Raw genomic sequence first — 22,581 nt, 5'->3', positions numbered from 1 at the left:
TCCTTTGTTAGCACTCCGTGGCTCGCGAGATTGGCTTCACTCCACATTCACGCTCGAACAATTCCATTTGTGGCTTGATACTGTTCCGATTGTCGAAACAGGCGCAGATCTTTGCGTGCGCTGCTTCACCCATGGTTTTGCGTAGCGAACCATCCTGCAAGAGTTGTTTGAGTCGCTTAGCGAGCACATGGGGATTCCGAGGCGGCACAAGGAAGCCGTCCGTCCCATCCTGAATCAGTTCAGTAATTCCACTGACATTTGTGGAGATTGCAGGCAGTCCCGTGGCCATTGCCTCCACCAGCACATTGGGTATTCCTTGGACTGTAAGGCACGGCAGCACAAAAACTGCCGCCCGCTGATAATACGCTAGAATATTTTCCTGCAAAACGGCCCCTTTTAGGTGCACTTTTTCGCTAACACCCACCTGATCAATCAGGGTTGCGAGGTCTCCCCGCTGAGGACCTTCCCCAACGATCTCGCAGACAAACTCAACTCCTTGCCTGTTAAGCTCTGCGCAGGCATTTATGAGATCCTCAAACCCCTTGACCGGATCCAGACGGCCAACCGTCAGTATCAGACGAGGATCTCGCTCCCCCTTAACGGGGGGCAGGAATCGTCGAGTATCAATTCCATGATAAACCACATGGATTTTTGAAGCATGCTCGGGGCGTCCATATTTGATTAGTTCGGTGCGAGCTGCATCAGAACAGCAGGCAATGAATCGAGCTTCATTAATTTTCTCGGGAAGTAAAAGTCGCTCATGCCAGATGTCATACGTATGCGCTGAAATGCTATATGGAATTCCGATTAAGAGGTGAACGACCCGTCCAATGGACGCGGGGTGGGAGATGTAACTCACGTGAAGGTGTGTTATGCCGTCTCTTTGCATCTTACGGGCTAGAACAACACCCTCACCAAAATGAAGAAGGCTGCGTATTCGATCCTTAAACCGGTGGTGATGGGGTGTGAGCATTTTCCATGCGGCACGCGCGTACCGCAGTGGGTGCAGACAAGCGAAGTAAGCATGAGCGGCAAGCACATCCAAAAGCTTGGCAGGGAGAAGATAGTATGTGCGCTCACACAATGGTAGTGACTCGGCAGATAGTTCTCCTCGTTCAGGACGGCGCAAAGAATAAATGTGTAAATTGTAACCGCAACGCTCGAGCTCAAATACCTCACGGTAGATAAAAGTCGCAGATAAGGCAGGAATAACACTGGTGAGAAAAGCTAATGAAGTTGCAGTACTGTCTTTTCTTGATTCCATATCAATCCTCATCTGTCAGTATTCAAGGACGTATTGTTTCAAAGAGTTACGTTTCCGGCAAGATTCGCAACAGCGCTGCTCGCCATTCCCTGGGGGGAATGAACTGCCGATCGAACCTGGAGGTTAGTACCGCCATCGAAACAGAATGGCCATTGAATTGGACAAGACAGTCAGCAGGGGTCGTATCAACTAGCCGGCAATCGCCATAACAGGCCTCATGGATCAACGGAATCTTGTCTGGGTCAAAACCCATGGCAAGGCTATTCACATAATCTCCGATCGCCAGGTTATCGCTGAAACTAACATAACCAAATTCAACAGGGACTGGGGACAGGGGGCCATCCCCCTCTCCCGCAATGATCCCGTCGGTAATCATGATGTGCTTTCGTTGCGGATTGGACTGCAACAAACCATTGATGTCCGCGTACGTCACAATCCTTGCCAGATCCAGCGCCATTCTCCAGCAAGTATCATTGCCGGGCCATCCCCCACTGAGCGATCTGGTAAACCTTCTAACGACCTTACGAGCGCAGGAGTCCAAACCGGATAGAACATTGCGAAGTATTCCTATCTGGCGCAAATTAGCTTTCTCGTGCAGCGCAGATACCATTCTAAGCATTGCCATACTTTCAGGGTATTCATCCCCGCCCTCACTTGGCGGACCGTAGCGGTGATGAGCTAGACAGTCTTTGTGAGCGACTGTTCCTACGCAGCCTTTTAGTCCGCACGTGACACCCACCTTCTCATGGGTTTTGAGTTTCGGAATGCTTATGATTACATTACAGGCTAATACCCGCCTATTAATAAAGTAATTGTGACGATTCCGTCCATGACTTCGACTGGTGCGGCGCGGATCATAATCGAGCACTCTGAATCGTGGTTCTTCGGCATTCTGTTGAAGTTCCTCCAAGAGACTACGGGATCCAAGATCCACCCGAACGCAGTCGCTATCATCCTCCGAATGATGCCGCACTTTCCTTATCCCGAGCGTTCCACTGCTCACGACATGATGTCGCAGATCCGTCAGAACGACATCCACACCGCCACTGGGGTAGTGCCGATAGAACTCTTCCACTCGGCCCGCACCCGTTTCCTCCACCACCTTTGACCAATCTGTGGATTGCATCGGCGCATTGCCAAAACTCACGTGACCGCGCCCATTCAATGCTTTCAAAACATAATCGATGACAGGACGAACAACCGCTCCATGCGTGCACTTCGCTCCCACACACCCCCGTGCGCCACAGGTCCTACTTTCTTGCACGAAGTTGCACAGAATAAAGACATTATCGCCGGGTCTTATGTAGACCCCGAGTGGATTCCACATTGATTGATTAATATGTTCTTGATCAAGTCCTGCCGCAGCCAAACACGATCTTACGGCTCCATAAACACGATTTTCTTCCTTCGAAATATGTCCAGGTTCGTACTCAGGATAGTTTTCACTGGGCGAAAAGAATTCTCCAACACCGGGGTACCGGAGCGTTTTATCTTGAGTCATAGAAACAATCATTACCTGTTGTCCAACAGTCGGGTCAATATCGTGAGGTTAACAAGTTTTTCCAAATCGGGCGCTCTCTTCACATCTCCCCGCATGAAGTCACGCCAACAGCGCCGTATCGCTTCCCGGTCGAAGTATTGATCAAGCAGTGCGTCAGGCTCGTTCACCAAGTCAGCAAAGGTATCTCGCCATCCCGAATCCAGGGAGTAGAGCAGCGCTTTCTTAGGCCAAGATCCCGTCGTTCGATGAGAGTCACCCATCATCTGGCGCCGCAGACGGCCTAGTACTGGTTTGAACTGCTTGGCCAGACGATGGGCGCCTGCAGGGAAACAAAGTGGAATCAAGGAATTCGAGTTCGGGACCCATCCAACACGCCAATTAAGTCGGGAAATGAGTCGGGCGCCAAAATCTCCTTTATTGCGGATCCTAGCGGGCAACACCTCCAGCAATTCGTGGACTTCCCTGTCGAACATCAGGTTACACTCGGAACCCACGCTTCGCAAGTCAAGGAACATGGAAAAGGTCGCAATCGTCGCGGCGGATTGCCAGCGAAAGAACTGATCGAGAACGATCATCGGATCTGCTGAGCAAGGTATTAGTTTTTCGAACCGATTCCTGACTCTGAGCTTAAGCTCTTCTTGCGCGTTGATTCGTACATCAGGCAAAAGTAGCGCCAAGGTCGCTTCACGGTTCTGGGGGCGATACAGCGGAAGCGGAAGTCTGTCAAACTGAGCTGTTAATTCTTCTGCATTGCAATGGTCTCCACGAACCACGTCTGATGAACAGCATAGCTTGCTGAACGCTTCGCAAAAATCCCCAAGCATGAAACTATCCGCCAAGTTGTTCCCGAGTATCGATTCTGCGGCCCTGGAAAAATGACTGTGTACCCAGAGAAAACTTCCGCCACTTTCAAAAACTGACCGAAGCAGGCGGTCCAAGTACCAATGGTTATCCCGAATGATGACTTGGTGTTTTAGGTGTAGCAACTTCGCAGCGGCTGTCGCTATCCGAACCTCCAGATTGACGCTATCACCCAGCGTCACCAATCGCGGCTGTGACCCCGCTGCAGCGAGCGCGGCAGCCGTCAATCTGGAGTCAACCCCACCACTAAAGAAGATAGCCGGAGACGGATGAAGTCGGGCAATTCGCACTGCCGCCCTGGTCAGACGATCGGCGGCAACGTCGATCCAATTGCCCATAGTTATGGTCTCGTCAGGTCGGTGCGTGAAACGGTACCAGAAACGATCAGATCTGCTCCCGCTCTCCTGTAACTCGATAAGACAGCCCGGAGGAGCCGCATTTACTTCCTCAAACAGGGATTTCTCCGGTTGAACCGGACCGCCGTAGAGAAGAAGGGACGCGAGACTCGCACAATCAAAACGTCTCTTCCCACATGACGCAGCAAGGGCACACGGGTTAGACGATAGAGCCCACCCCCCACTGGCACGCGCTATCCAGACTGGGCGCGAAGCCACCCGATCGGTAATGCAGGTGATTCTACGCCCAACGCGGTTATGGTATACCATAGAAAAGGAACCGTTGAGTTTACCGACAAAATCCGAGATGTGCTCCAGAGAGTCGTCGCGCTCCAACTCTTTCAATGCAAAGCATGCGACTCCCCGTTGGTCACCCACATCATGGTAGTCACACATCTCTGTAACATAGCCGTTCAGGATGAGCGAGTTACCACGCGGAGAGCATACCTGCCTCACGTCACCAATGCCAGTTCCCCAAAGATAAGTGGCGCCCCCTCCAACGGAATGGTTTTGAACCTGCGAAATTCCCAGCCGTAGCAGTATCTTCTCGAAGCTTTCCGCATTGGAGAAGGTCGCACCAGGTTGGATGGCGAGAAATCCGTTCATATTCTATTCGATAGTGGTAACTACCATCAGTTCCAAAGACTCGGCCGAAGTGTCAGGGCACGCCACTGCTGGTTACGCAAGTACCGAATCATGGCCGGATCATCAACTTGAGGAATATGATTCAGATAACCTTTCATGAATCCTAGCCACAAAGCAATGCCGCTTGGTGACCAAGGCTTGCGCAACATCCTTCGGATACACTTGCATGCCATGAACAAGGGGTGATACCCGGTGACATAATTTGCCAAGCCATTCTTCATGGAATCGTTCCACGATCCATCTGCCGCCCCGGTCTGCCGATGGTGAACCAATCTCGGACCCGGAAATGTTCTCGTCCGCCAACCAAGCATATTCGCTTTGACCTCGTCAAGTGTGTCCCACCCGGTCGCGACCAGCAGACCGCCTATGGCTTCATAACAAGCGCGACGGTAGATTTTTGTTGCTCCGCGAACATGAAATCGCGGATCGGTTCTGCTTTCTACCTGCTCACCACTATTCGTCATCAAACAGACGGTCCCGCCACCAATCCCCAACTTGGTATCAGATTCGAACTCCAATAAACATTGCTCGAAATAGTGAGGTCCAAAAGACAGGTCGCCATCCAACTTGACGATGAAGTCCCAATCTTTCACAGTCAAAGCAAAGAACCCGTCAGTGAATGTCTCGATGACGCCACCACCCGACTTGCGGACTCCACGGTCAATGCGGTGCAACGCTCGGATCCATTGAAATTGTGCGGCATAACGTTCAGCGATATCGCCGGTTTTGTCCCGCGAGCCATCGTTGACGATCACCCACTCCGAGGGCTGTACGGTCTGCGCGAGCACTGATTGAATCGTACGCTCAATGTTCGACTCCTCGTCCCTAGCGGCAGTTATAATCACGTACTTCATGATAATCTACAGCAACGTTTCACTTGCTTACACAGAACTTGAGGAATATGAAGCCAATCGTAGGCTCCCTCCAATTTTGCGAGGAACAAACGCTCCTCATCGAATGTATTAATGGGTAGTCGTGGAAGAAAGAAACTATCCGCATGTCGCCGCCTGCTGCCAACGCTTGTCGTTACGCCACTCACATAGCCCATCTTATCAAGAATGTGCCGTAATCGGTGTACAAAGGCAGGGTTTGCCTCGGGAAACGCATATGGGTACGAAAATAAATCAACCTTCTCGCCGAGTTCCTGTTCGATCCGTTCCTTCGATGTACTCCATTCATACTCGACCGCTGCATCGCTCATACTTATCAATTCGGCATGACTTGCCGTGTGCGAACCGAATACGATACCCTCGCGTCTGGCCTCACGGATCTCGTCCCAAGAAAGGCAGGATCTTCCCTTAAAGGATGAACCTACAAAATCGGTTGCAAGAAAAACCGTTGCGGAAAATCCGTGTTCCCTCAGAACCGGCCACGCTGAGGTTAGAATGTCGCGGTATCCATCGTCAAACGTGATCGCAACGCCTCTGTCCCGCGCTTCGCCCGTCGCGACCTCACTGAGCGGCACAGATCGAAAACCAGCCTTTCGCAGCCACCGGATCTGCTCACAAAACTGCGCAGGGGTTGTATTAGTTTCATAATAGGGATGAGCAGCAGAGTAATTATTTTCCGACACACTATGGTACATCAGAATAGGCATTGTCTTTCCCCTTGCTGTCCCAAACAGACGGAGCAGGGAATGCACAATATATACAGAGATGAATCCGTCGATACGCAAAACGTCCTCCACACCTATTTCCCCTACCCAATCAGAGTATCAACCAAATCGAGATACTCCTTCTTTTTGAAATCCCAACTGTACCTGTTGACATATTCGAAACCTTTTTGAATGAGGCGGCTGCGCACACCCTCGTCTTGAGCCACCAAAACGACGGCATTAGCCAGTTCCTGCGCATTCCCCGAATCAAAGAACTGAACTACGGAATCATCAAAGTAGTGCGTATCAATTTTCGTTCTCGAAACAACCACGGGTACTCCTTGTGACATATATTCAAGGATTTTCGTACTGTATGCTTCGTTTCCAAAAGATTCAGCCCTTTTTGGAACTACACCCAAGTCGGCATTGGCCATGATTTCAGGAATTTCTAAAAGAGGATAAACACCTTTTAGTATGACCTGGTTCTGCAAATTCAATTCTTCAACGAGATGTTTAAGGTTTTCCTTTTCAGGTCCGCCACCATAGACATGGAATTCAGCATTGGGGATTTGATCTATTATTCTCACAAATGCTTTGATTGCAACATCTACCCCCTGATGCCATTGAAGTCCTCCAGGGTAGACGATGATAAATTTGTCATCAGTACGCGTGCGTGGCCGCCGAAAGAATAACTTAAGATCAAGATAGTTCACGAAAACAGAACACTTCTTCACTGGAACCGATCGAGATGTCAGCGTTCCAAACCAAATATCATTTGCCGCAATAACGTGATCGGCAAAACGGGCGGAAACACGCTCCAACCAAACCAGCAGTCTGAAAACCAAAGTTTTGTGTTTTACTTGAAATTTACTAGCATAAAACTCAGGGACAAGGTCGTGAATATCCAGAATGACTTTGGCTCCCATCAGTTTTGGCAGCCAGGCGGCAAAAACTTCAAAATCCGGAACCGAGTGTACATGGATTAGATCATACGGAGACTTCAAGTGGTTCCATGCCAATACGACCGAAGACTTTACCCAAAAACGCATGATACGAAACAGATAGGATATCTGGCCCTTTTCATCGCGGAGGCGCCGCTGAATGCGATTCACATTCACGCCATTAATATTTCCGTGTTGCGGTCTTCCATCTCCGCGTAGAGTAATTACGTCGACACTGTCACCGCGCCCTGCCAATGCTTCCGCATACCTCATGATACGATTATCATTGTCGTAGAACGAGTATGCCATCATACATATTCTCTTCTTAGAATGGGGACGAGTTCGTTTGGGGCATTTTTTCCAAAACCTAGCCATTTCCCTTGGCAACACGGACCAACACCGACCACTGTATTTTGTAACAATATGCTCGAGAATCTCTTGATATCTGTCGACAGGATAGGTGTCTATTCCGTGTAGATCACTATCGAATGTCATGTAATCGGGATGCGTATCCAGCATCGCCATACCGCCTTTTATAGCGATCCAGTCCAGCTTGCGCTTCCAGACATCAGAGCTTCCTGCCTTGAGCAGCACAAACAGGGTATGATCTTGAGGGAGCGTGTAGGGCAATTCCACGTAACCAGACCGAGAACCATGCCCGTCAACCCAAAAGGGGAAAATAGTACCCATCCCCTCTGGTTGTGGCTCAAATGGGTCCGTGTCAAAGGTCGAAGCATCATATTCAACATCCAATTCGCGAATCCAGTCAAGATTACGAATCATCGATGGTGCGCGGAATCCAACCGCACCCCATTCTTTGAGGTACTGATTAATGCGGGGCGCGCGTTCCTCAAAGACTCGGCAGCTTGTAAAGGTGTGCCAATCATGGCAAAGACCATGCACACCCACTTCAAAGCCCCGGCAAACCAACTCGTCGCGGAGCGCTTTTGAGACCTCGTATCTGCCCGTAGGAACGAAATAAAAAGCTGACCTGAAGCCCAGACGTTCTTCCAAGTCGGCCAGTTGCAGGCAACGATCCAACCCACGTTGTGTGTCTACGTCGTGGCTTATGACAAAAGCAAATTGTCTTCCTTCCGGCCAACCCGTCCACTCGGCAGGCGGGGCACCGGCTGACTCAAGGATAGGCCAAACGTCCTGAACTGAAGTCAACTTACGTTGCGCAATCGCCTGGCGAATTCGCACCACTGCCCCTCGAGGAAGCAATGACTTTATGCCGTAGCGGAAACGCAATGAGCCTATGGATTGGGGGGATCTCATACTGCCAGAATCACTTAACACATGGGGCACACCCATTCAGGAACATATTGGCGCTGCATATTGAGGATCGCGCCAATAATCTTCGCATCAGAACGCACCAGTAATTCCTTCACATGCTCGGCCACGTGGCGGTTCACTTTCTCTGCGGCAATCACCATAACGACACCGTCCAACATCCGCCCGACTCTCAGCGTTAGACTCGTCTCACTCACCGGAGGTAAATCTACAATGACAAAGCCCGCCTGACTGTTGCGAAGATATTGAATCAACCCGCCAAAATGAGCAGCGGAACCGGATGATGAAAAGGGCGAAACCGTATCACGGGAGGGCACTACATAGTGGTTGTGCTGAGTCACTGCCGTATTGCCCTCCGCATCGGCCAACATTTCCGTAAGCCCTGTTACGGGATTCACCCCGAATATCTGCGGGACCATGGTATCGGAATCCCCATTGACTAGAACCACGCGATGATCCCCGCTACGGGCAAATGCCAAGGCAAGTCCAGCTGCCACAGTACTCACCCCCGCACCTCGGGCACAACTGGTAACACCTAGCACACATGGCACAGACGGCACAATTCCGATCTCCGTCATCAAGCGTTCACGCAGAACCTCAAAGTAATCGTTTAACCCAATCTGTCCCGCGGGTTCAGAATGATCATGTGCCACTCTATCCCGCTCGCGGGCAGACGGCAATTCTAATGCCCCCCTTTGGCCAACTCGAATAAACTGGAGCGCCTCCTTCGCCCAAGGCATAGTCATCAGCAGCGGAACACGCAATGCTGCTTTCACCTCGGCGGGCTTGCGAAGTGTCTGATCGAGAAAATATTCCTTGAAAACCGCCAAACTTAATCCCCCCATTATCCCCAGAAAAAGCGCTATGGCCATATTTTGAGGAAGTTTCACGCGTAGTTTTTCTGATGGCAAAGTGGCTGGCTGAACTATGCCAATATTCGAAATCCTGCCAGAGTTAAGAGCCTCATCGATACGCGCATGCTCCAGACTTTGACAGAAATATTTATAGTTTGCCTCTCGAAGTTCCTTGCTTCTCTCCAATTGTACGATTTTGCTTTCAACCGCATCAATCCGCCTGGCCTCATCAACTGTGCGCACGAGAATGTCCTTATGAACCGCGATTCTAGCCTGTAGCTCGGCCATGTTGGCTTGCGCTTCTATCAATGAAGACCTATCTTCGGGCGCCGACACACCTGACATCATACTATTGGTCACTGGGGAGGGGGCTTCTCCAGACAATTGCCGCTCCGTCTCCGCGATCTGTTCGCGAAGACTCTTCACAGGAATGCTGTCAGCAGTATAAACAGAAAGGAGCTCACTCTCACGCTGGCGCTCGCGCTGAAGTTTAGTCTCCAATGATCTTGCTGTCACATTATTGGTCGTGGTTACCCATACAATGGACGTCTGGCCGGGACCCGTATTGGGCCTAACTGACCCCATGACCTCAACACGCGCCTTTGCAGCCGCTGAAGAAGATTCCAGTTCGCCTAGCTGCCTGGTTAATTCCTCCATCCTATGAGAAATGCTTTTTTTTGTATCCTCCACGGATACAACTCCTTCTGAATATTTTAGTTTCCTTAGCTCTTCCTCTGTTTCTGAGAGCCGCGCGCGAAGTTGATCCGTTTGTTCTGACAAAAACTCATAGGCACCCGCGGCTCGATGAATCTCAATATGCTTCTGGAGATACGCCTCGGTCAACCGCTTAAGAAATTCTTGAGAAGTTGACGGATCCGGACCATCGAATGAAATGTTGATGATGTTACTGCTCTTCGGCACCTCAATACTCAATCGAGACCTGATTTTCGAAGCTGTACGCGCTCGATCAAAACGGTTTGTCTTGGTGGGCATAAATTGGGAGAATCCCATATCATCCAAAACTTTCTCCACTAAGTCGTGACTCAACAGAATCTCGATTTCTGAATTGATCACATTCTCACCTCCACGTGCTGGCGACGTGATTCTCTCGCCCATGGAGGCTGAATCCAAGACGGTTGTATCGGTCACATACCTGACAAGGAGAGAGGCCTCCGACCTGTAAACGGGGGGGGTCAAAACGAAAACAGCAGCCGCGGCAATCACCCCCAACATGATAAATGCCAAAATTTTGCCCTTATGCCGGAAAAGTAGATAATATATATCGCCAATGCAAAGGGCATCGGAAGCGGAGGCTTTTGACTGATCAGACATATGTTTCCTCTTTCTTCATGATAGTCCCCCTGCTACACACATTTCATCACCCCATGTGACGGTATAGAATATTACCTGCCAGACGATTCAAAAATAGAGGCATGATTTTCACCACCCCAAATCCGGACTCCACGCTATCCTTCGCACAGGAAATGAATTGTTGGTGCCTTAGATCATACTTAACGTAATGAATCCTGGTCTCACATGCACCCCACCCAAGTTTGAACCGTCGCAAGCCTGAATTAGTCTCTAATGTCCTACCCAGCGACAGGTGCTTATAGCCTTGTTGAACATACCACTGAATTGCTTCCCACATGACCATCGTGCTTCCCCGGTATTCCTGCAATCGAAGGTCTGAAGCTCCATACTTAAAAACGGCATGCCCCTCAAAATGGCAAAAGATTGAGGCCGCAATAGCCACTCCCTGATGGCGGGCGATTCCCACAAACCCCATTCCATTTGAAAGCACATGCTGATACAGATTCTTAAAGAAGGCAAACGGCTGAGGAGGCAATCCATGCCGCCGCCGGGTTTCGCAATGCATATGATAGAAAAGACGAACCGACTCCAATGTTGCAGAGATGGCAACCTCAACACCGTTCTTGACCGCCTTCCGGATCGCCGTACGCACCGTTCCCTCTATCTGCCCGAACAAGGCCTCAACGCCCAGAGTCAAATCAAGGGCATGATAATAATATGTCGAAGCTGACGGGACAGAGGGATCAAAACATTTTCCATTTCGCACCTCAAATGACCGCCATTTTTTCTGTTGTCCCAACGCCTTTAGAAATTTTAAGACGTTTTCCTCGACAGTCTGATTTAATCCGATAATCTCACAGTTATCTGAAAACGGAAGCGCTACACCCCGTTTCCCTGTCAACCAACTGCTGATATGCATCAAAGGCAGGAGACTCACAAATCTTTCACCTTCAATGCCAACCACATAACACGGCTCATACCCGTAAGACTCAGAAAGAACGCGAGCCCACTCAATGGAGTTAAAGAACGAGCTGCTCCCAAGTGATTCAATTCGCTTGTTCCAATCAGCGTAATCGAACGGATTGACTGCTTGAAGATGCACATGACCACCGTTTAATGACTATTATGGCACCCCACCGTGACACGGCTCACACAAGGTTCGCCATCCAAAGAAAGGCCCTATGCGGCCATTAATGATCCAGATTTTTCACCGCAGCCCTAAGTTCTTTACAAACATAGGCGATCTGCTCATGGGTCAACTCGGGAAACATGGGTAGCGAGATAAATTGCTGGACACTTCCCTCTGCCACCAGGAAGGCGCCCTTGGATAACTTCAATGAGGAGTATGCTTCCTGTAAATGCAACGGCACCGGGTAATGAATTCCACAGGCAATTCCCTTTGCCCCTAGAAGCTGAATAAGTTCTTCCCGCTTGTTGGTCTGTATTACATAGAGATGGTACACATGCTTCGCATAGGAGGCCTCAACAGGCAATACAACCAAACGCTCCCCGGCCAGCAATTCGTTGTAGAGCCGAGCATTTGAGCGTCTTGCGTCATTCGCAGCTGACAGATATTTCAGCTTCACACTCAGGATGGCGCCTTGAATTCCGTCCATACGCGCATTCCACCCGATAACTGTATGAATATACTTCTTCGGCTGACCATGCTCCCGCAAAATTTTGATTTTTCCAGCAAGTTCCGCATCATTGGTAACAACTGCACCCGCTTCACCGTATGCTCCTAAATTCTTGCCCGGATAGAAGCTAAAGCATCCCGCAACGCCTATCGAACCCGCCATCCGCCCTTTGTATTGAGCCCCATGCGCCTGGCACGCATCTTCAATCACCAGCAATCCGTGCTGACGCGCGATTTCCAATATGGGATCCATATCGGCTGTCTGCCCAAACAGATGCACCGGGATTATCGCCTTGGTTCGCGAGGTAATCGCCTGCTTCAGTCGCGCCGGATCCATCGTATACGTCCCGGCGTCTACATCGACGAATACCGGCTTGGCCCCACATATACTTATGGCTTCTGCAGTCGCAATAAAGGTATTGGGAACGGTAACGACCTCGTCACCCGGCCCGATGCCCTGAGCCAGCATCACTAACCAGAGCGCATCAGTTCCATTCCCCACTCCAACTGCATATTTCGCGCCGCAAAAAGCCGCAAACTGCTCTTCAAATTTGGCAACGAACGGCCCGCCGGCAAACGCTGAACTTTCAAGGACTTCCTGTATTGCGGTATGAATTTCTTCGCGAATCGTATTGTACTGGGCTTTGAGGTCTAAGAATGGGACTTTCACGCGGCGTTCTCCTTCAGTTTTCTGATCATTCGCGCAGGGTTCCCAGCCACAATCGTGTCCGGCGGAACATTCTTGGTCACCACACTACCTGCGCCGATAATGGCTCGCTCCCCGATGGTAACGCCACATAGCACCGTTACACTTGATCCAATAGACGCCCCTTTTCTAATCAAGGTCGTCTCGCACTTCCAATCTTGTTCAGTCTGGAGTTGCCCATCCTCATTGGTGGCCCGCGGGAAACGATCATTGATAAACGTTACATTATGCCCCACAAACACATCGTCCTCGATAGTAACCCCTTCACAGATGAAGGTATGGCTGGATATTTTGCAACGGCAACCAATGTTAGCGCCCTTTTGAATTTCAACGAAAGTCCCCACTTTTGTATCATCACCGATAACGCATCCGTAAAGGTTTGCAAAATCAAAGATTTTAACGCGTTCACCCAGTTTCACATTGGGCGCAATATTTTTTTGATACGAGGGAATCATACAACGGCCACTCCTTTCTTATTTTTAAATTGGCAAAGCCTGATTATCGATTGAAATTCGTGCTCCGTCTTTTTGCAGCGAAGCAGACGCCGCTTCCAGAATTCTGACTACCCCTGTTGCCTGATGCGCTGAGGTTATTGGGGTATCACCTGACCGTATACAATCCAGAAAATGCCGACATTCAACTTTCAACGGCTCATCCTGCTTTACATATGGACTATAAATATCACCGTAATGGTAGGCATATTGGAACTCGGCGAACGAATCATAATGCGGCGGCTTTTCCACCCTCTGGTCATATATTGTAATCTTATGTAAAGGCTCAAGATCATCGTACACAATCATTCGCTTCGACCCCACGATCGTCATTTCGCGTACTTTTCTTGGATCAAGCCAGCTGGCTTGAACTGTGGCATATCGACCACTCGCGAACATCAGCGTCATATTTCCGATGTCTTCAATCCCCTTTGTCACATGCGCATTCCCCTGGCAATTGACGGTATTGGGCATCTCCCCCATCAGGTATTGAATAATCGAGATGTCATGAGGCGCCAAGTCCCACATGACATTTATATCTTTCTGAAACAAACCGAGGTTCAATCGCCGGGAACTAATATAGAGGATATCCCCGATATCCCCGGACTTGACGATCTCGCTTATTTTTCTGACATGCGGCGAATAGAGAAAGGTATGCCCAATCATCAAGGTTACTTTCATTTTCCTAGCAGCACCGGCCATTTCATCGCACTGCGTGACTGAACTCGCCATCGGCTTCTCAATCATGACATGCTTTCCGGCATTAAGGCTCATCATGGCCAGTTTGTGATGGAGATGCACGGGGGTCGCTATGACAATTGCATCCAACTCCCTGCTCTTCAGCATATCTTCAAACGAGACATGCGTCGTAATATCCGGATACAACGACTTCAGATGGTTTAAGCGACCCGTGTTCACGTCACACAAATCTGATAATTGACAATCCGGCAAGCTCCTGAAGTTTCGAATCAGATTTGGACCCCAATAGCCACACCCCACCACCGCAAGTCTTACTGGCTTCGTCATATATGCCTCTTTTCTATACTCAACTCCCTTATCTGGCCAACAACAGCTGGAATCGTCTGCACCAAAATCCTTAAATCTTCCAATAAACTCCGCCGTAGTCCGTAAGTGATATCCAGCCGCATCATTTCCGTGAAAGTCGTCTTATTCTTCCCGCTCACCTGCCACAGTCCCGTCAACCCCGGGTAGGTGTCACAACGTCGTTTGTGCCAAGATGTGAATTGCTCGTATTCGTAGGGGACACAAGGCCGCGGGCCAATAAAGCTCATGTCACCCCGAATGATATTGAATAACTGTGGCAATTCATCAAACCCAGATGCACGAAATATTTTCCCAAAAGGAATTAAGCGCTTATCCACCTTGTCCAGTTTGGTCAGGCTCGCGTTGGAGTGCATCAACTGGGCCAAATGCTCTTTATGCACAATGGTGTCGGCATTCAGCTTCATGGACCTGAATTTATATAAGACGAAAGGCTTTCCTCTAAACCCGATTCTTTCCTGCCGGAACAGAACAGGACCCGGAGCAACAAGCTTGATCCCCATCGCAATCAGCAGCATCGCGGGTCCAAACACAACCAATCCAAACAGACATAGAAGAATATCGAGCCCCCTTTTCCAAACAGGAATCGGCGACACACAGATATCCGCCAGTGGCTGTGCGCCTATCTCTTTCCAGGCAACCTGCTTGACTTCAACTGAATCCCGTAAATTCCCGACATCGAAGTGAGATAGTTCATGCCCCGCCCTCGCGGAAGGGGAGCTATCGAACGTTTCGAAAAGCGGCAGCGCAACATCCTTTCCCCATTTGTCACACTCATCGTGCGGATAAAGATAGAATTTGTAATCCAATGACACCTGAAGCGCGGTCATTTTTTCACAGATCTGCTCAGCCACCAAGGCGGCGTCCTTCGCGCACGTATGAGGGAGTATCACGCCAATCACACGTGAATCCAGCCACCCTATTAAGTCCGTGGCACGTAAGCGATCAACCAATACCCTGCCGAGAATTTGAGCCGTATCGGCATCAAGCTCACCGTTTTTCGCATAAAGGGCCAACACCGTAATATTGTGACTGTTCCGCTCAGCCACAGCTCGCTCATGCCGGAGTATCGCCTTGAATATTTCTTCAGGATGAATTCCCTCCACACAAGGACGAATCGCAGAGCGCAATGCATCAAGAATTCGTTTCGGGCTGACTTTCATGACACTGACCTCCCATCACGATAATATTCAAACGCCTGTCGCTGCGTAGTTCACCACGCACCGGGGACATAAACCGTATCAAACGGCTTTAGGTACAAAGGGGCTTGTCCACCCTTTGTTAAAATCACATCAAAATCCACCAAATAGCTTTTTACCTGATTGTTTTCAGTCCGAACTACTCGCACCTTGCCACGTCTGGCACCTGCTTTTTGATCAAACCCGCCCGCCTCCATAATCGCTTCCAGCGCGGTCATCGGCCTGAGATATTCCACTTTCCCCGGGCGACCAACGGCTCCGGTCACGTATATCGCAGCCGCACTGCGGGCAATCACCGTAATGGCTTTTACTTGAATTTGTGATTCATAAAGTTTCATCAGTTCTTTTTGAAGCTCTGAAGGAGTTTTGCCCGCGGCCATGATATCGCCGAACAACTTGGCTGAAATCTTTCCATCAGGCCTGATACGCTGACTTGTATTCAAATCAGGAACCCCAAAGACACTTATCTCTACATCATCACCTGGCAACAATACCATCGCTGGGGGCGGAGTAGACGACGCTACTGCAATGTCGGGCACGCTCCTGCAACTCGTCGTTTCCAATAAAAGCAGTAACGTCGGCAGCATTCGTTGTAAAATCCATTTGGCAGTATTCATGTCATCACCTTTGACCCGAAAGTTGAGCGAGCTCCGCCCCGCTAATTATGCAAACATCCCGAACCTGTATTCAGGCACTTGTTCAATGCTGGTAATGTTTCATTGTTCATGAAACGCGTCTATCCGGTGATACCTGAAACATTCATCAGGGTTTCCCTGATAAAGAAAGGAGTATTCAGGAAGATGGTAATCAAATCTTTAAGGCAGCGACAACTTGAAGAGCGCAAATATACTTGCGATCCGCTACCACTCAGCGCTAACGCTTACATCCACAAGATTTCGTGTGAATGATTCGCGTAACTGGGAGTCCCATTTTTCAAATGTATAACCGCTCGTGATTGCCCATTTTTCAGTGAGGCGATATGTGCCATGCGCACCAACCCGAGCCAACGTCTCGGAGCCCCCCGGAGCTGTCACCCCCTCGCTCGTATATTGGCTGTCCATGTACTGCCCCTGAAAACGAAGTGTAAGCCGGTCAGCCAACACATCACGATCAACTTCCCCTGATAAAGTAATTGATTTTTGCGCCGAATAGTCGCTGACACCGGGAGGTGCATAACCATATTCCACGCCACAACGGAACCGCATTGGCGCGGCCCCTCGAAATATCAATTCAGCCTTCTCATTCACCATGTGTGCCAGCTTAAGAGTAGAATTATCATATTGCACAACCTGCAGCCCACCCATCAATTTGCCAACCAAGCCCGGCATGATCTTTTTTTCAAGCCCCGCATCATACGTTTCAACAGCAGAGCCACGGCTGCGTTCCGTCGTCTCTTCTGCCTTAAACTCAGACGCACCGAGAATTCCAAGCACCTTCCAGCCGGACCTCGCCATACAGTATGTGTTAACCTCCCCAGTAAACAAATCTGTATCCAATCCCTTTGCCACGCGGCTATCCTGATATCGTGTCGTCACGCTCCCTGCCTTGACCCCTGCTCCAATCTCCGAGGTCAACGCCACATCCCCACCCATATGCACGTCATTCCAGACATAACTCTCACTCCGCCGTGTCGTAGTTCCAGTTTCAATCATCCTGGGATCATCGTTATAGGCTAGCCGATCCCCCGCATTCAGCGTTACAGTCGGTGTGAGTCGATGCATCATTGCTAATTCGGCAGCCCCGAAAAGCTCTGCATCTTTTTGCGCACCCCCCTCTGCTTCGGTCCGGGGATTACTATGCCACTTCGCCAACGGCATGAGCGCAAATTGTGCAGTAGTGCGATCTGCATCTTGGTATCGCATGACGATTTGAGGCTCAACGAAGCTGTCGAGATTACTTTGCTTGTTTGTAGACGTTCCATCCCGATTGTCAGAATACTCTCCCCCAACTCGCATGGATAGTACCCAGGGCGCTCCAAAATCTTGACTCTGTTCTTGCGCGGCCAGCGTCATCGCACTCAGGAATGTAACCAGCAGCACGCATACACACCATTGATCAAATGCTCTCATGGCACACCTCCCACTTTATGACTACATCTGACGTAGAATCTCCTGAGCCGCGGTTGCCAGACAAGAACGCGGATCCAGTTCTATCGCGCGGCTTAAAGTTTGTTTGGCGGCAGGGATGTTCTTAAGCTGATGGTAACTCATCCCCAGATAATAATAACCGTCAGCCCTTTCTGGAAACTTAACCGTGCTTTCCTGCAACAAGCGCATCGCCCAATCATACTGACCTTTTGAAAATGCCGCCTTGCCCAAGATGTACCCCACTTCCGGATCATCCGGCAGTAGCTCCCGGGCTTTTTTCAGTAGTTTATATTCCTGCTCCGAAAATGTCCTTTGCCCATTGTATGTAAGAGCCAGCCGCTTATACGCCGGACTAAAATCTGGAAACTGGGCAGCTGCTTGCTCATAGAGCGATTGCGCTTTGTGTGTTTCGGACTTCTGTTCATATGTCCCCGCCACATACATCAGCAACGGCAGATTTTCAACAGTCAGGGAGTTTGTCATTTCAGCCATCGGAATCCGACTCATTGCCAACTCTGGATGTCTTACCCGCTCCATGAATTCTTTTGCTGCAGCAACAGCGCCTCCGCCAGATGATGAATTCAGTACCTGGCCTACAAGGTTAGTCGCAGAATCCATGTTCCCGAGCGCATAGGAAAGTATTCCTAACATGTATTGACGCGCAGGTGTTCCCCCTGCCCGGCTTATGCTTTCCATCATCAGACTTTGTGCCCATTTATAATCCCCCTTCCGAAACGCAATCGATGCCAGTATATCCGCAACCTCTGGACTCTCAGGATTCTCCTCTCTCGCTTGTCTTGCTAAAACCAGCCCCCTATCAATTTGTTTGAGTTGATTCGCCCACAATTTCGCAAGACGCATTAATGCCGGCGCAAAATGCTTGTTTCGAGCAATGGCCTTTTCATACAAATCCCGGGCTCGCTCATACTCCCCCACTCGCTCGTAAAACGCCCCTCCTTTTACTAAGGCATACGAGTTATCTGGATGGGCATCAAGAAACGCCTCCACCCGACCTACGTCCGGAAATTCTTTCAAATCTTCTCCAGCACTCAGTACGGACAACATTCCAGTCGCTTCTACGGAACCGGGAAAAGTCTTCGCCAACTCCAATGCACGAGATAAGGATTTACGTGCATTTTCTTCGTCACCCATGGCCGCATAACACATTCCCAAATGGTACAGCACTTCCGGCTCGCTCCCCAATTGCTCCAGACCATCCCGCAAGAGCGTCAATGCCCATTTGTATTCGCCACGATGAAATAGAATCCATCCAAGCGTATCGGCGACACGGGAATCCCTCGGGGCCAGGATCCTGGCCCGACGGGCACAGTCGAATGCCTTGTCCTCCAGATTCAGCTTCTCCTGATACAGACAGGCTAAATTGTTTAATGCCGGCACGAAAGCAGGATTGACCACTAAAACCCGCTGGTACTGCAATGCCGCATGGGCCGGGTCATTTTTATTCATCAGGAGCGTTCCCTTTAACATCAGAGAAGCCACGCTATTCGAGTTCACTGATAAGGCGCTATCCAATTTTTCAAGTGCCTGCTCCTCCCTATGGGTCGCGATATAAACATAACTCAGCCCCACATAGGCAGCTGCGATATCAGGTTTCAAGTCAATGGCCTTCAAAAATGCCTTCTCCGCCTGATCCCAATCTTTTTTCTGAGACAGGGCATTACCTAGCAGATAATAATTCCCAGCCGCATCCGGCACCTTCTCAATCTGCTTTTCAATCCGTTTTACAGACGAATCCCAACTTTGACTGCGCACGGCCATCACCCCGACCAACTGTTCCAACGCCTCCATGAAGTTAGGCTCGAGCTCCAGCGCCTTCTCGAATATTGGGATCGACTCATTTTCCTGATTCAATCGCCGAAGAGCCAGCCCCAGAAGATAGAACCCCTGAGGACTATCCGGTATTTTCTTTATCATTTCACGATAGACATCAGCCGCTTGGGTAAAATCATTTTTAACACTATAGGCGGCCCCCTTTAACACATAGATAAAACTCTCACCGGAATACCGACTCCACACAGATTTCAAAAGCGCCAGCGCCCGATCGGGCTGCCCAATACGAATATATAGCTCAGCAAGAAACCGCATTGACTCCACGTGATTTACATCTAACTCCACAGCCCGCTCACATTCACTTATTGCTTTGGAAACATCTCCCTTGTGCAGCCGCGCTACACCAAGAAGATATCGCCCCTGTGCTGATTTCGGGAAAGCAGCCACCAGCTTCTCATAAGCAGCGATCACCTCGTCATCCTTGCCTTGCGCCAACTTCACGCGTTGCATCAACAGGAATGATTCAAGATTTGAGGGCTCTGCCTTTGAAACTTCTTCCAGAAGTTTCATCGCGGTATCATAATCGCGCTCACTCAAGGCAATCTCCGCCCGGCACAGGGCAGCAGCACTGAATCTACCAGCCTGCTTCAAGAGATCTTCTAAAATCTTCTTGGCTTCTCCGACTTTCCCGTCGGCCCACTGAAATCGGGCAAGCTTAACCCGGGCTATAGACTTGACCGGCGCAAGGTCAGCGGCGGCTTGATACTCCACGCCCGCCCGACTTGAATCGCGTTTGCGCAAATACAAATCCCCCCGGGCAAGATGAATCTCCCATGATTTAGGACACTTCTCCAACCCTTCCCGATACATCTTTTCTGCTGCAACATAATTCCCCTTACTCACATACAAGGAGGCCAAGGTCACACAGTACCTGGGCTGGCCCTCATACTTTGCGCCATATTTTGTCATTTGAGAGATGGCCTCCTCGACCTCATTGGATGTGGACACTCCCGCCCCCCACAAAATCATTGCATCCAAATTGTCTGGTATCCGCTTCAGGACTGATTGTGCCCGTTCTCTTGCCTTGGACCTGTCCCCCATAACCAGGTAAAGCGTTCCCAACTTCAGTCTTACATCAATATCGCCGGCATCCAGCTCTTCTGCCTTCAGTAAACAGGGGATTGCAGAGCGTACATCACCTAACTCATACAGAGTAAAAGCCATCCCTCGAACTGCCACCCGGTTTGTCGGGTCAACTTTCAGCACATTCATATATTCGATGACGGCTTCTCTATATTTTTCCGCCTGAAAGAATTGGTTCGCACGACTCAAATGCCTTTCAGTCTTCGCTTGCGAAGAACACCCCACATTCAGGAGTGCACTATATACAAGCATTACACTTATAATCCTTGCACCACTTATCAACCGCTTCGTTTTTACGGCGGCTAACAATCTTCGCAAGCTGGGAAATATACTCATATCAAGCACTCCTCCTTCTTTCACACCACCGTATCCCCCATACAGCTGCCGCCAATACCCCAAGCGAGAGAATAAAATATACAGGACCTCCCCGGTGATGCAGCGGGCCAGCTATAATCCCTGAATCAACATAAATCGTAAGCAGTGAGATCGAGACGATCCTAAACCCATTGCGTATCAGACAAAGGGGAAGCACCAGAATAACAAGCATAATACGACCTACTGGCTTCTTCAGAAATAGCTGGCCTGCGACCAGACTTGTTATGAAAAGCACAATACTTGAGTGTATCCCGCTACACTCTTCCGCCACTTGAATCGTCAGATCTGGCAGACAGAAGGTTAAGCCATCCCTGAAAACCGGTGTTCCCGTCAGCTTGAACATGGCGTAAGCCACTTCCGCAGACCCTTGTTGTAAAGCGACCATCAAGAGATGCGCCACCGGTTCAGGAAAGGGAACCATGTAATACAGAAATAACCACGCAAACCACTTCTCCCGAAATGCGGGCCACCCGAAAACATACACCACTCCTCCCATGAGCGCCGTAATATATGACATCACTGGCAAAACCAGCACACTCGCTTCACCCGTAAACCAGGAACCAGACACGAGCAGACCTTGAGCAACAAGCAGACCAGTCGATACCACCCATGCAATGATCGGGATAATCTTCTGCGGTGGCGGTGCAACGGTGACCGCCACCGTTCCTCTTTTTAAATATACGAGATAACCAGATATGAAGGGAATCAGGGGAATATAGGAGTCGAGTTCAGATGCAACGGAGTACCTGAGGAGTCGCAATAGGACAGGCGAATAGGCCGTACTCAAGAGTACAACGAATATCCAAAACCTTCCCCACGGTCTCAGTATCCACCCCGTATCATCCCTGATCATGACTATTCCCTCTTGATCGCTAGTTTCTCCATGAGTTCATACAACGTCGGACGACTGACCCCCAACTCCTCGGCCACGGCCGTAATTTTCCCCTTTTGATGGGCGAGGGCTCGCTGGATCATCTCCCGTTCCAAATGTTCCCGGGCCTCCTTAAGGCTTTGTCCTTGAAGTCCTGACGCTACAGTCTCGCCCGCCAGATCAAGATCGGAAACGCTAATCTGTTTTCCATCCGCCATGATCACTGCACGCCGAATACGATTTTCCATCTCGCGAACATTGCCCGGCCATTCGTACTGGCTGATCGTCTGTAGTGCCTGCCTAGCGAATCCTGTAATCTGCCGCTTATTTTCATGCGCAAACTTTTGCAGGAAAGCCCTGGCGAGAAACTGTACATCACCAGTCCGCTCTCGCAATGAGGGCAATCGTATAACGACCACCGCTAGACGGTAGTACAAATCCTCCCGAAAACGTCCGTCTGTCATGGCACGATTGAGATCGACATTGGTAGGTCATTGCTGCTACCAATGTCGATCTCAATCGTGCCCTGACAGACGGACGGTTTCGGGAGGATTTGTACTA

17 protein-coding genes and 1 pseudogene are annotated in these 22,581 nt (G+C 49.9%); all 18 read right to left on the bottom strand.

Features of this window, described 5'->3' with window-relative positions:
• Positions 1-7 precede the first annotated feature (7 nt).
• The gene (locus tag WCI03_08285; GenBank protein MEI8139850.1) at positions 8-1,264 is read right to left on the bottom strand and encodes a glycosyltransferase family 4 protein; all 1,257 of its coding nucleotides are present in this window, start codon (positions 1,262-1,264) and stop codon (positions 8-10) included.
• 46 nt (positions 1,265-1,310) lie between these two features.
• The gene (locus WCI03_08280; GenBank protein ID MEI8139849.1) at positions 1,311-2,492 is read right to left on the bottom strand and encodes a DUF362 domain-containing protein; all 1,182 of its coding nucleotides are present in this window, start codon (positions 2,490-2,492) and stop codon (positions 1,311-1,313) included.
• A 284-nt stretch (positions 2,493-2,776) separates the two neighbouring features.
• Positions 2,777-4,627 carry a hypothetical protein gene (locus tag WCI03_08275; GenBank protein ID MEI8139848.1) on the bottom strand — a complete coding sequence of 617 codons (1,851 nt, stop codon included), beginning with the start codon at positions 4,625-4,627 and terminating at the stop codon, positions 2,777-2,779.
• A 26-nt stretch (positions 4,628-4,653) separates the two neighbouring features.
• On the bottom strand, positions 4,654-5,520 hold the full coding sequence (locus WCI03_08270; GenBank protein MEI8139847.1) for a glycosyltransferase family A protein: 867 nt from the start codon (positions 5,518-5,520) through the stop codon (positions 4,654-4,656).
• A complete protein-coding gene (locus WCI03_08265) occupies positions 5,517-6,263 on the bottom strand; it encodes a polysaccharide deacetylase family protein (protein MEI8139846.1) in 747 nt (248 codons plus the stop codon). Before WCI03_08265 ends, WCI03_08270 begins: the two co-directional genes overlap by 4 nt.
• A gap of 101 nt (positions 6,264-6,364) precedes the next feature.
• Positions 6,365-8,404, bottom strand: a complete 2,040-nt coding sequence (locus WCI03_08260) for a glycosyltransferase (GenBank protein MEI8139845.1) — start codon at positions 8,402-8,404, stop codon at positions 6,365-6,367.
• An 89-nt stretch (positions 8,405-8,493) separates the two neighbouring features.
• Positions 8,494-10,680, bottom strand: coding sequence for a polysaccharide biosynthesis tyrosine autokinase (locus WCI03_08255; protein ID MEI8139844.1), 2,187 nt, complete (start codon positions 10,678-10,680; stop codon positions 8,494-8,496).
• Positions 10,681-10,726: 46 nt separating this feature from the next.
• Entirely contained in the window at positions 10,727-11,596 is an 870-nt protein-coding gene (locus WCI03_08250; GenBank protein MEI8139843.1) for a GNAT family N-acetyltransferase, read from the bottom strand.
• A 253-nt stretch (positions 11,597-11,849) separates the two neighbouring features.
• The gene (locus WCI03_08245; protein MEI8139842.1) at positions 11,850-12,965 is read right to left on the bottom strand and encodes a DegT/DnrJ/EryC1/StrS family aminotransferase; all 1,116 of its coding nucleotides are present in this window, start codon (positions 12,963-12,965) and stop codon (positions 11,850-11,852) included.
• Entirely contained in the window at positions 12,962-13,456 is a 495-nt protein-coding gene (locus WCI03_08240; GenBank protein ID MEI8139841.1) for an acyltransferase, read from the bottom strand. The genes WCI03_08245 and WCI03_08240 overlap by 4 nt, the downstream gene beginning before the upstream one ends.
• Before the next feature lie 24 nt (positions 13,457-13,480).
• A complete protein-coding gene (locus tag WCI03_08235) occupies positions 13,481-14,518 on the bottom strand; it encodes a Gfo/Idh/MocA family oxidoreductase (protein MEI8139840.1) in 1,038 nt (345 codons plus the stop codon).
• Positions 14,515-15,717, bottom strand: a complete 1,203-nt coding sequence (locus WCI03_08230) for a sugar transferase (protein ID MEI8139839.1) — start codon at positions 15,715-15,717, stop codon at positions 14,515-14,517. The genes WCI03_08235 and WCI03_08230 overlap by 4 nt, the downstream gene beginning before the upstream one ends.
• Positions 15,718-15,767: 50 nt before the next feature.
• A complete protein-coding gene (locus tag WCI03_08225; protein MEI8139838.1) occupies positions 15,768-16,370 on the bottom strand; it encodes a polysaccharide biosynthesis/export family protein in 603 nt (200 codons plus the stop codon).
• Between the two features lie 243 nt (positions 16,371-16,613).
• Positions 16,614-17,822 carry an outer membrane beta-barrel protein gene (locus tag WCI03_08220; GenBank protein ID MEI8139837.1) on the bottom strand — a complete coding sequence of 403 codons (1,209 nt, stop codon included), beginning with the start codon at positions 17,820-17,822 and terminating at the stop codon, positions 16,614-16,616.
• Positions 17,823-17,843: 21 nt separating this feature from the next.
• The gene (locus tag WCI03_08215) at positions 17,844-21,026 is read right to left on the bottom strand and encodes a tetratricopeptide repeat protein (GenBank protein MEI8139836.1); all 3,183 of its coding nucleotides are present in this window, start codon (positions 21,024-21,026) and stop codon (positions 17,844-17,846) included.
• Between the two features lie 85 nt (positions 21,027-21,111).
• Positions 21,112-22,002, bottom strand: a complete 891-nt coding sequence (locus WCI03_08210; GenBank protein MEI8139835.1) for an exosortase/archaeosortase family protein — start codon at positions 22,000-22,002, stop codon at positions 21,112-21,114.
• A 2-nt stretch (positions 22,003-22,004) separates the two neighbouring features.
• Entirely contained in the window at positions 22,005-22,238 is a 234-nt protein-coding gene (locus WCI03_08205; protein MEI8139834.1) for a helix-turn-helix domain-containing protein, read from the bottom strand.
• A 201-nt stretch (positions 22,239-22,439) separates the two neighbouring features.
• Positions 22,440-22,496, bottom strand: a pseudogene (locus tag WCI03_08200) (hypothetical protein).
• Between the last annotated feature and the right edge of the window lie 85 nt (positions 22,497-22,581).

It is taken from the genome of bacterium, from assembly GCA_037143175.1.
GTDB lineage: Bacteria > Verrucomicrobiota > Kiritimatiellia > CAIKKV01 > CAITUY01 > JAABPW01.
Note: the sequence above shows the minus strand (reverse complement) of the source record. Positions and strands in the feature narration are given on the sequence as shown.

Excerpts from the sequence above, each read along its gene's own strand:
- WCI03_08225 (MEI8139838.1), bottom strand. The coding sequence starts at position 16,370 with ATGAATACTGCCAAATGGATTTTACAACGAATGCTGCCGACGTTACTG.
- WCI03_08275 (MEI8139848.1), bottom strand. The coding sequence starts at position 4,627 with ATGAACGGATTTCTCGCCATCCAACCTGGTGCGACCTTCTCCAATGCG.
- WCI03_08265 (MEI8139846.1), bottom strand. The coding sequence starts at position 6,263 with ATGCCTATTCTGATGTACCATAGTGTGTCGGAAAATAATTACTCTGCT.
- WCI03_08205 (MEI8139834.1), bottom strand. The coding sequence starts at position 22,238 with ATGGCGGATGGAAAACAGATTAGCGTTTCCGATCTTGATCTGGCGGGC.
- WCI03_08285 (MEI8139850.1), bottom strand. The coding sequence starts at position 1,264 with ATGGAATCAAGAAAAGACAGTACTGCAACTTCATTAGCTTTTCTCACC.
- WCI03_08210 (MEI8139835.1), bottom strand. The coding sequence starts at position 22,002 with ATGATCAGGGATGATACGGGGTGGATACTGAGACCGTGGGGAAGGTTT.
- WCI03_08220 (MEI8139837.1), bottom strand. The coding sequence starts at position 17,822 with ATGAGAGCATTTGATCAATGGTGTGTATGCGTGCTGCTGGTTACATTC.
- WCI03_08255 (MEI8139844.1), bottom strand. The coding sequence starts at position 10,680 with ATGTCTGATCAGTCAAAAGCCTCCGCTTCCGATGCCCTTTGCATTGGC.
- WCI03_08235 (MEI8139840.1), bottom strand. The coding sequence starts at position 14,518 with ATGACGAAGCCAGTAAGACTTGCGGTGGTGGGGTGTGGCTATTGGGGT.
- WCI03_08240 (MEI8139841.1), bottom strand. The coding sequence starts at position 13,456 with ATGATTCCCTCGTATCAAAAAAATATTGCGCCCAATGTGAAACTGGGT.
- WCI03_08215 (MEI8139836.1), bottom strand. The coding sequence starts at position 21,026 with ATGCTTGTATATAGTGCACTCCTGAATGTGGGGTGTTCTTCGCAAGCG.
- WCI03_08230 (MEI8139839.1), bottom strand. The coding sequence starts at position 15,717 with ATGAAAGTCAGCCCGAAACGAATTCTTGATGCATTGCGCTCTGCGATT.
- WCI03_08270 (MEI8139847.1), bottom strand. The coding sequence starts at position 5,520 with ATGAAGTACGTGATTATAACTGCCGCTAGGGACGAGGAGTCGAACATT.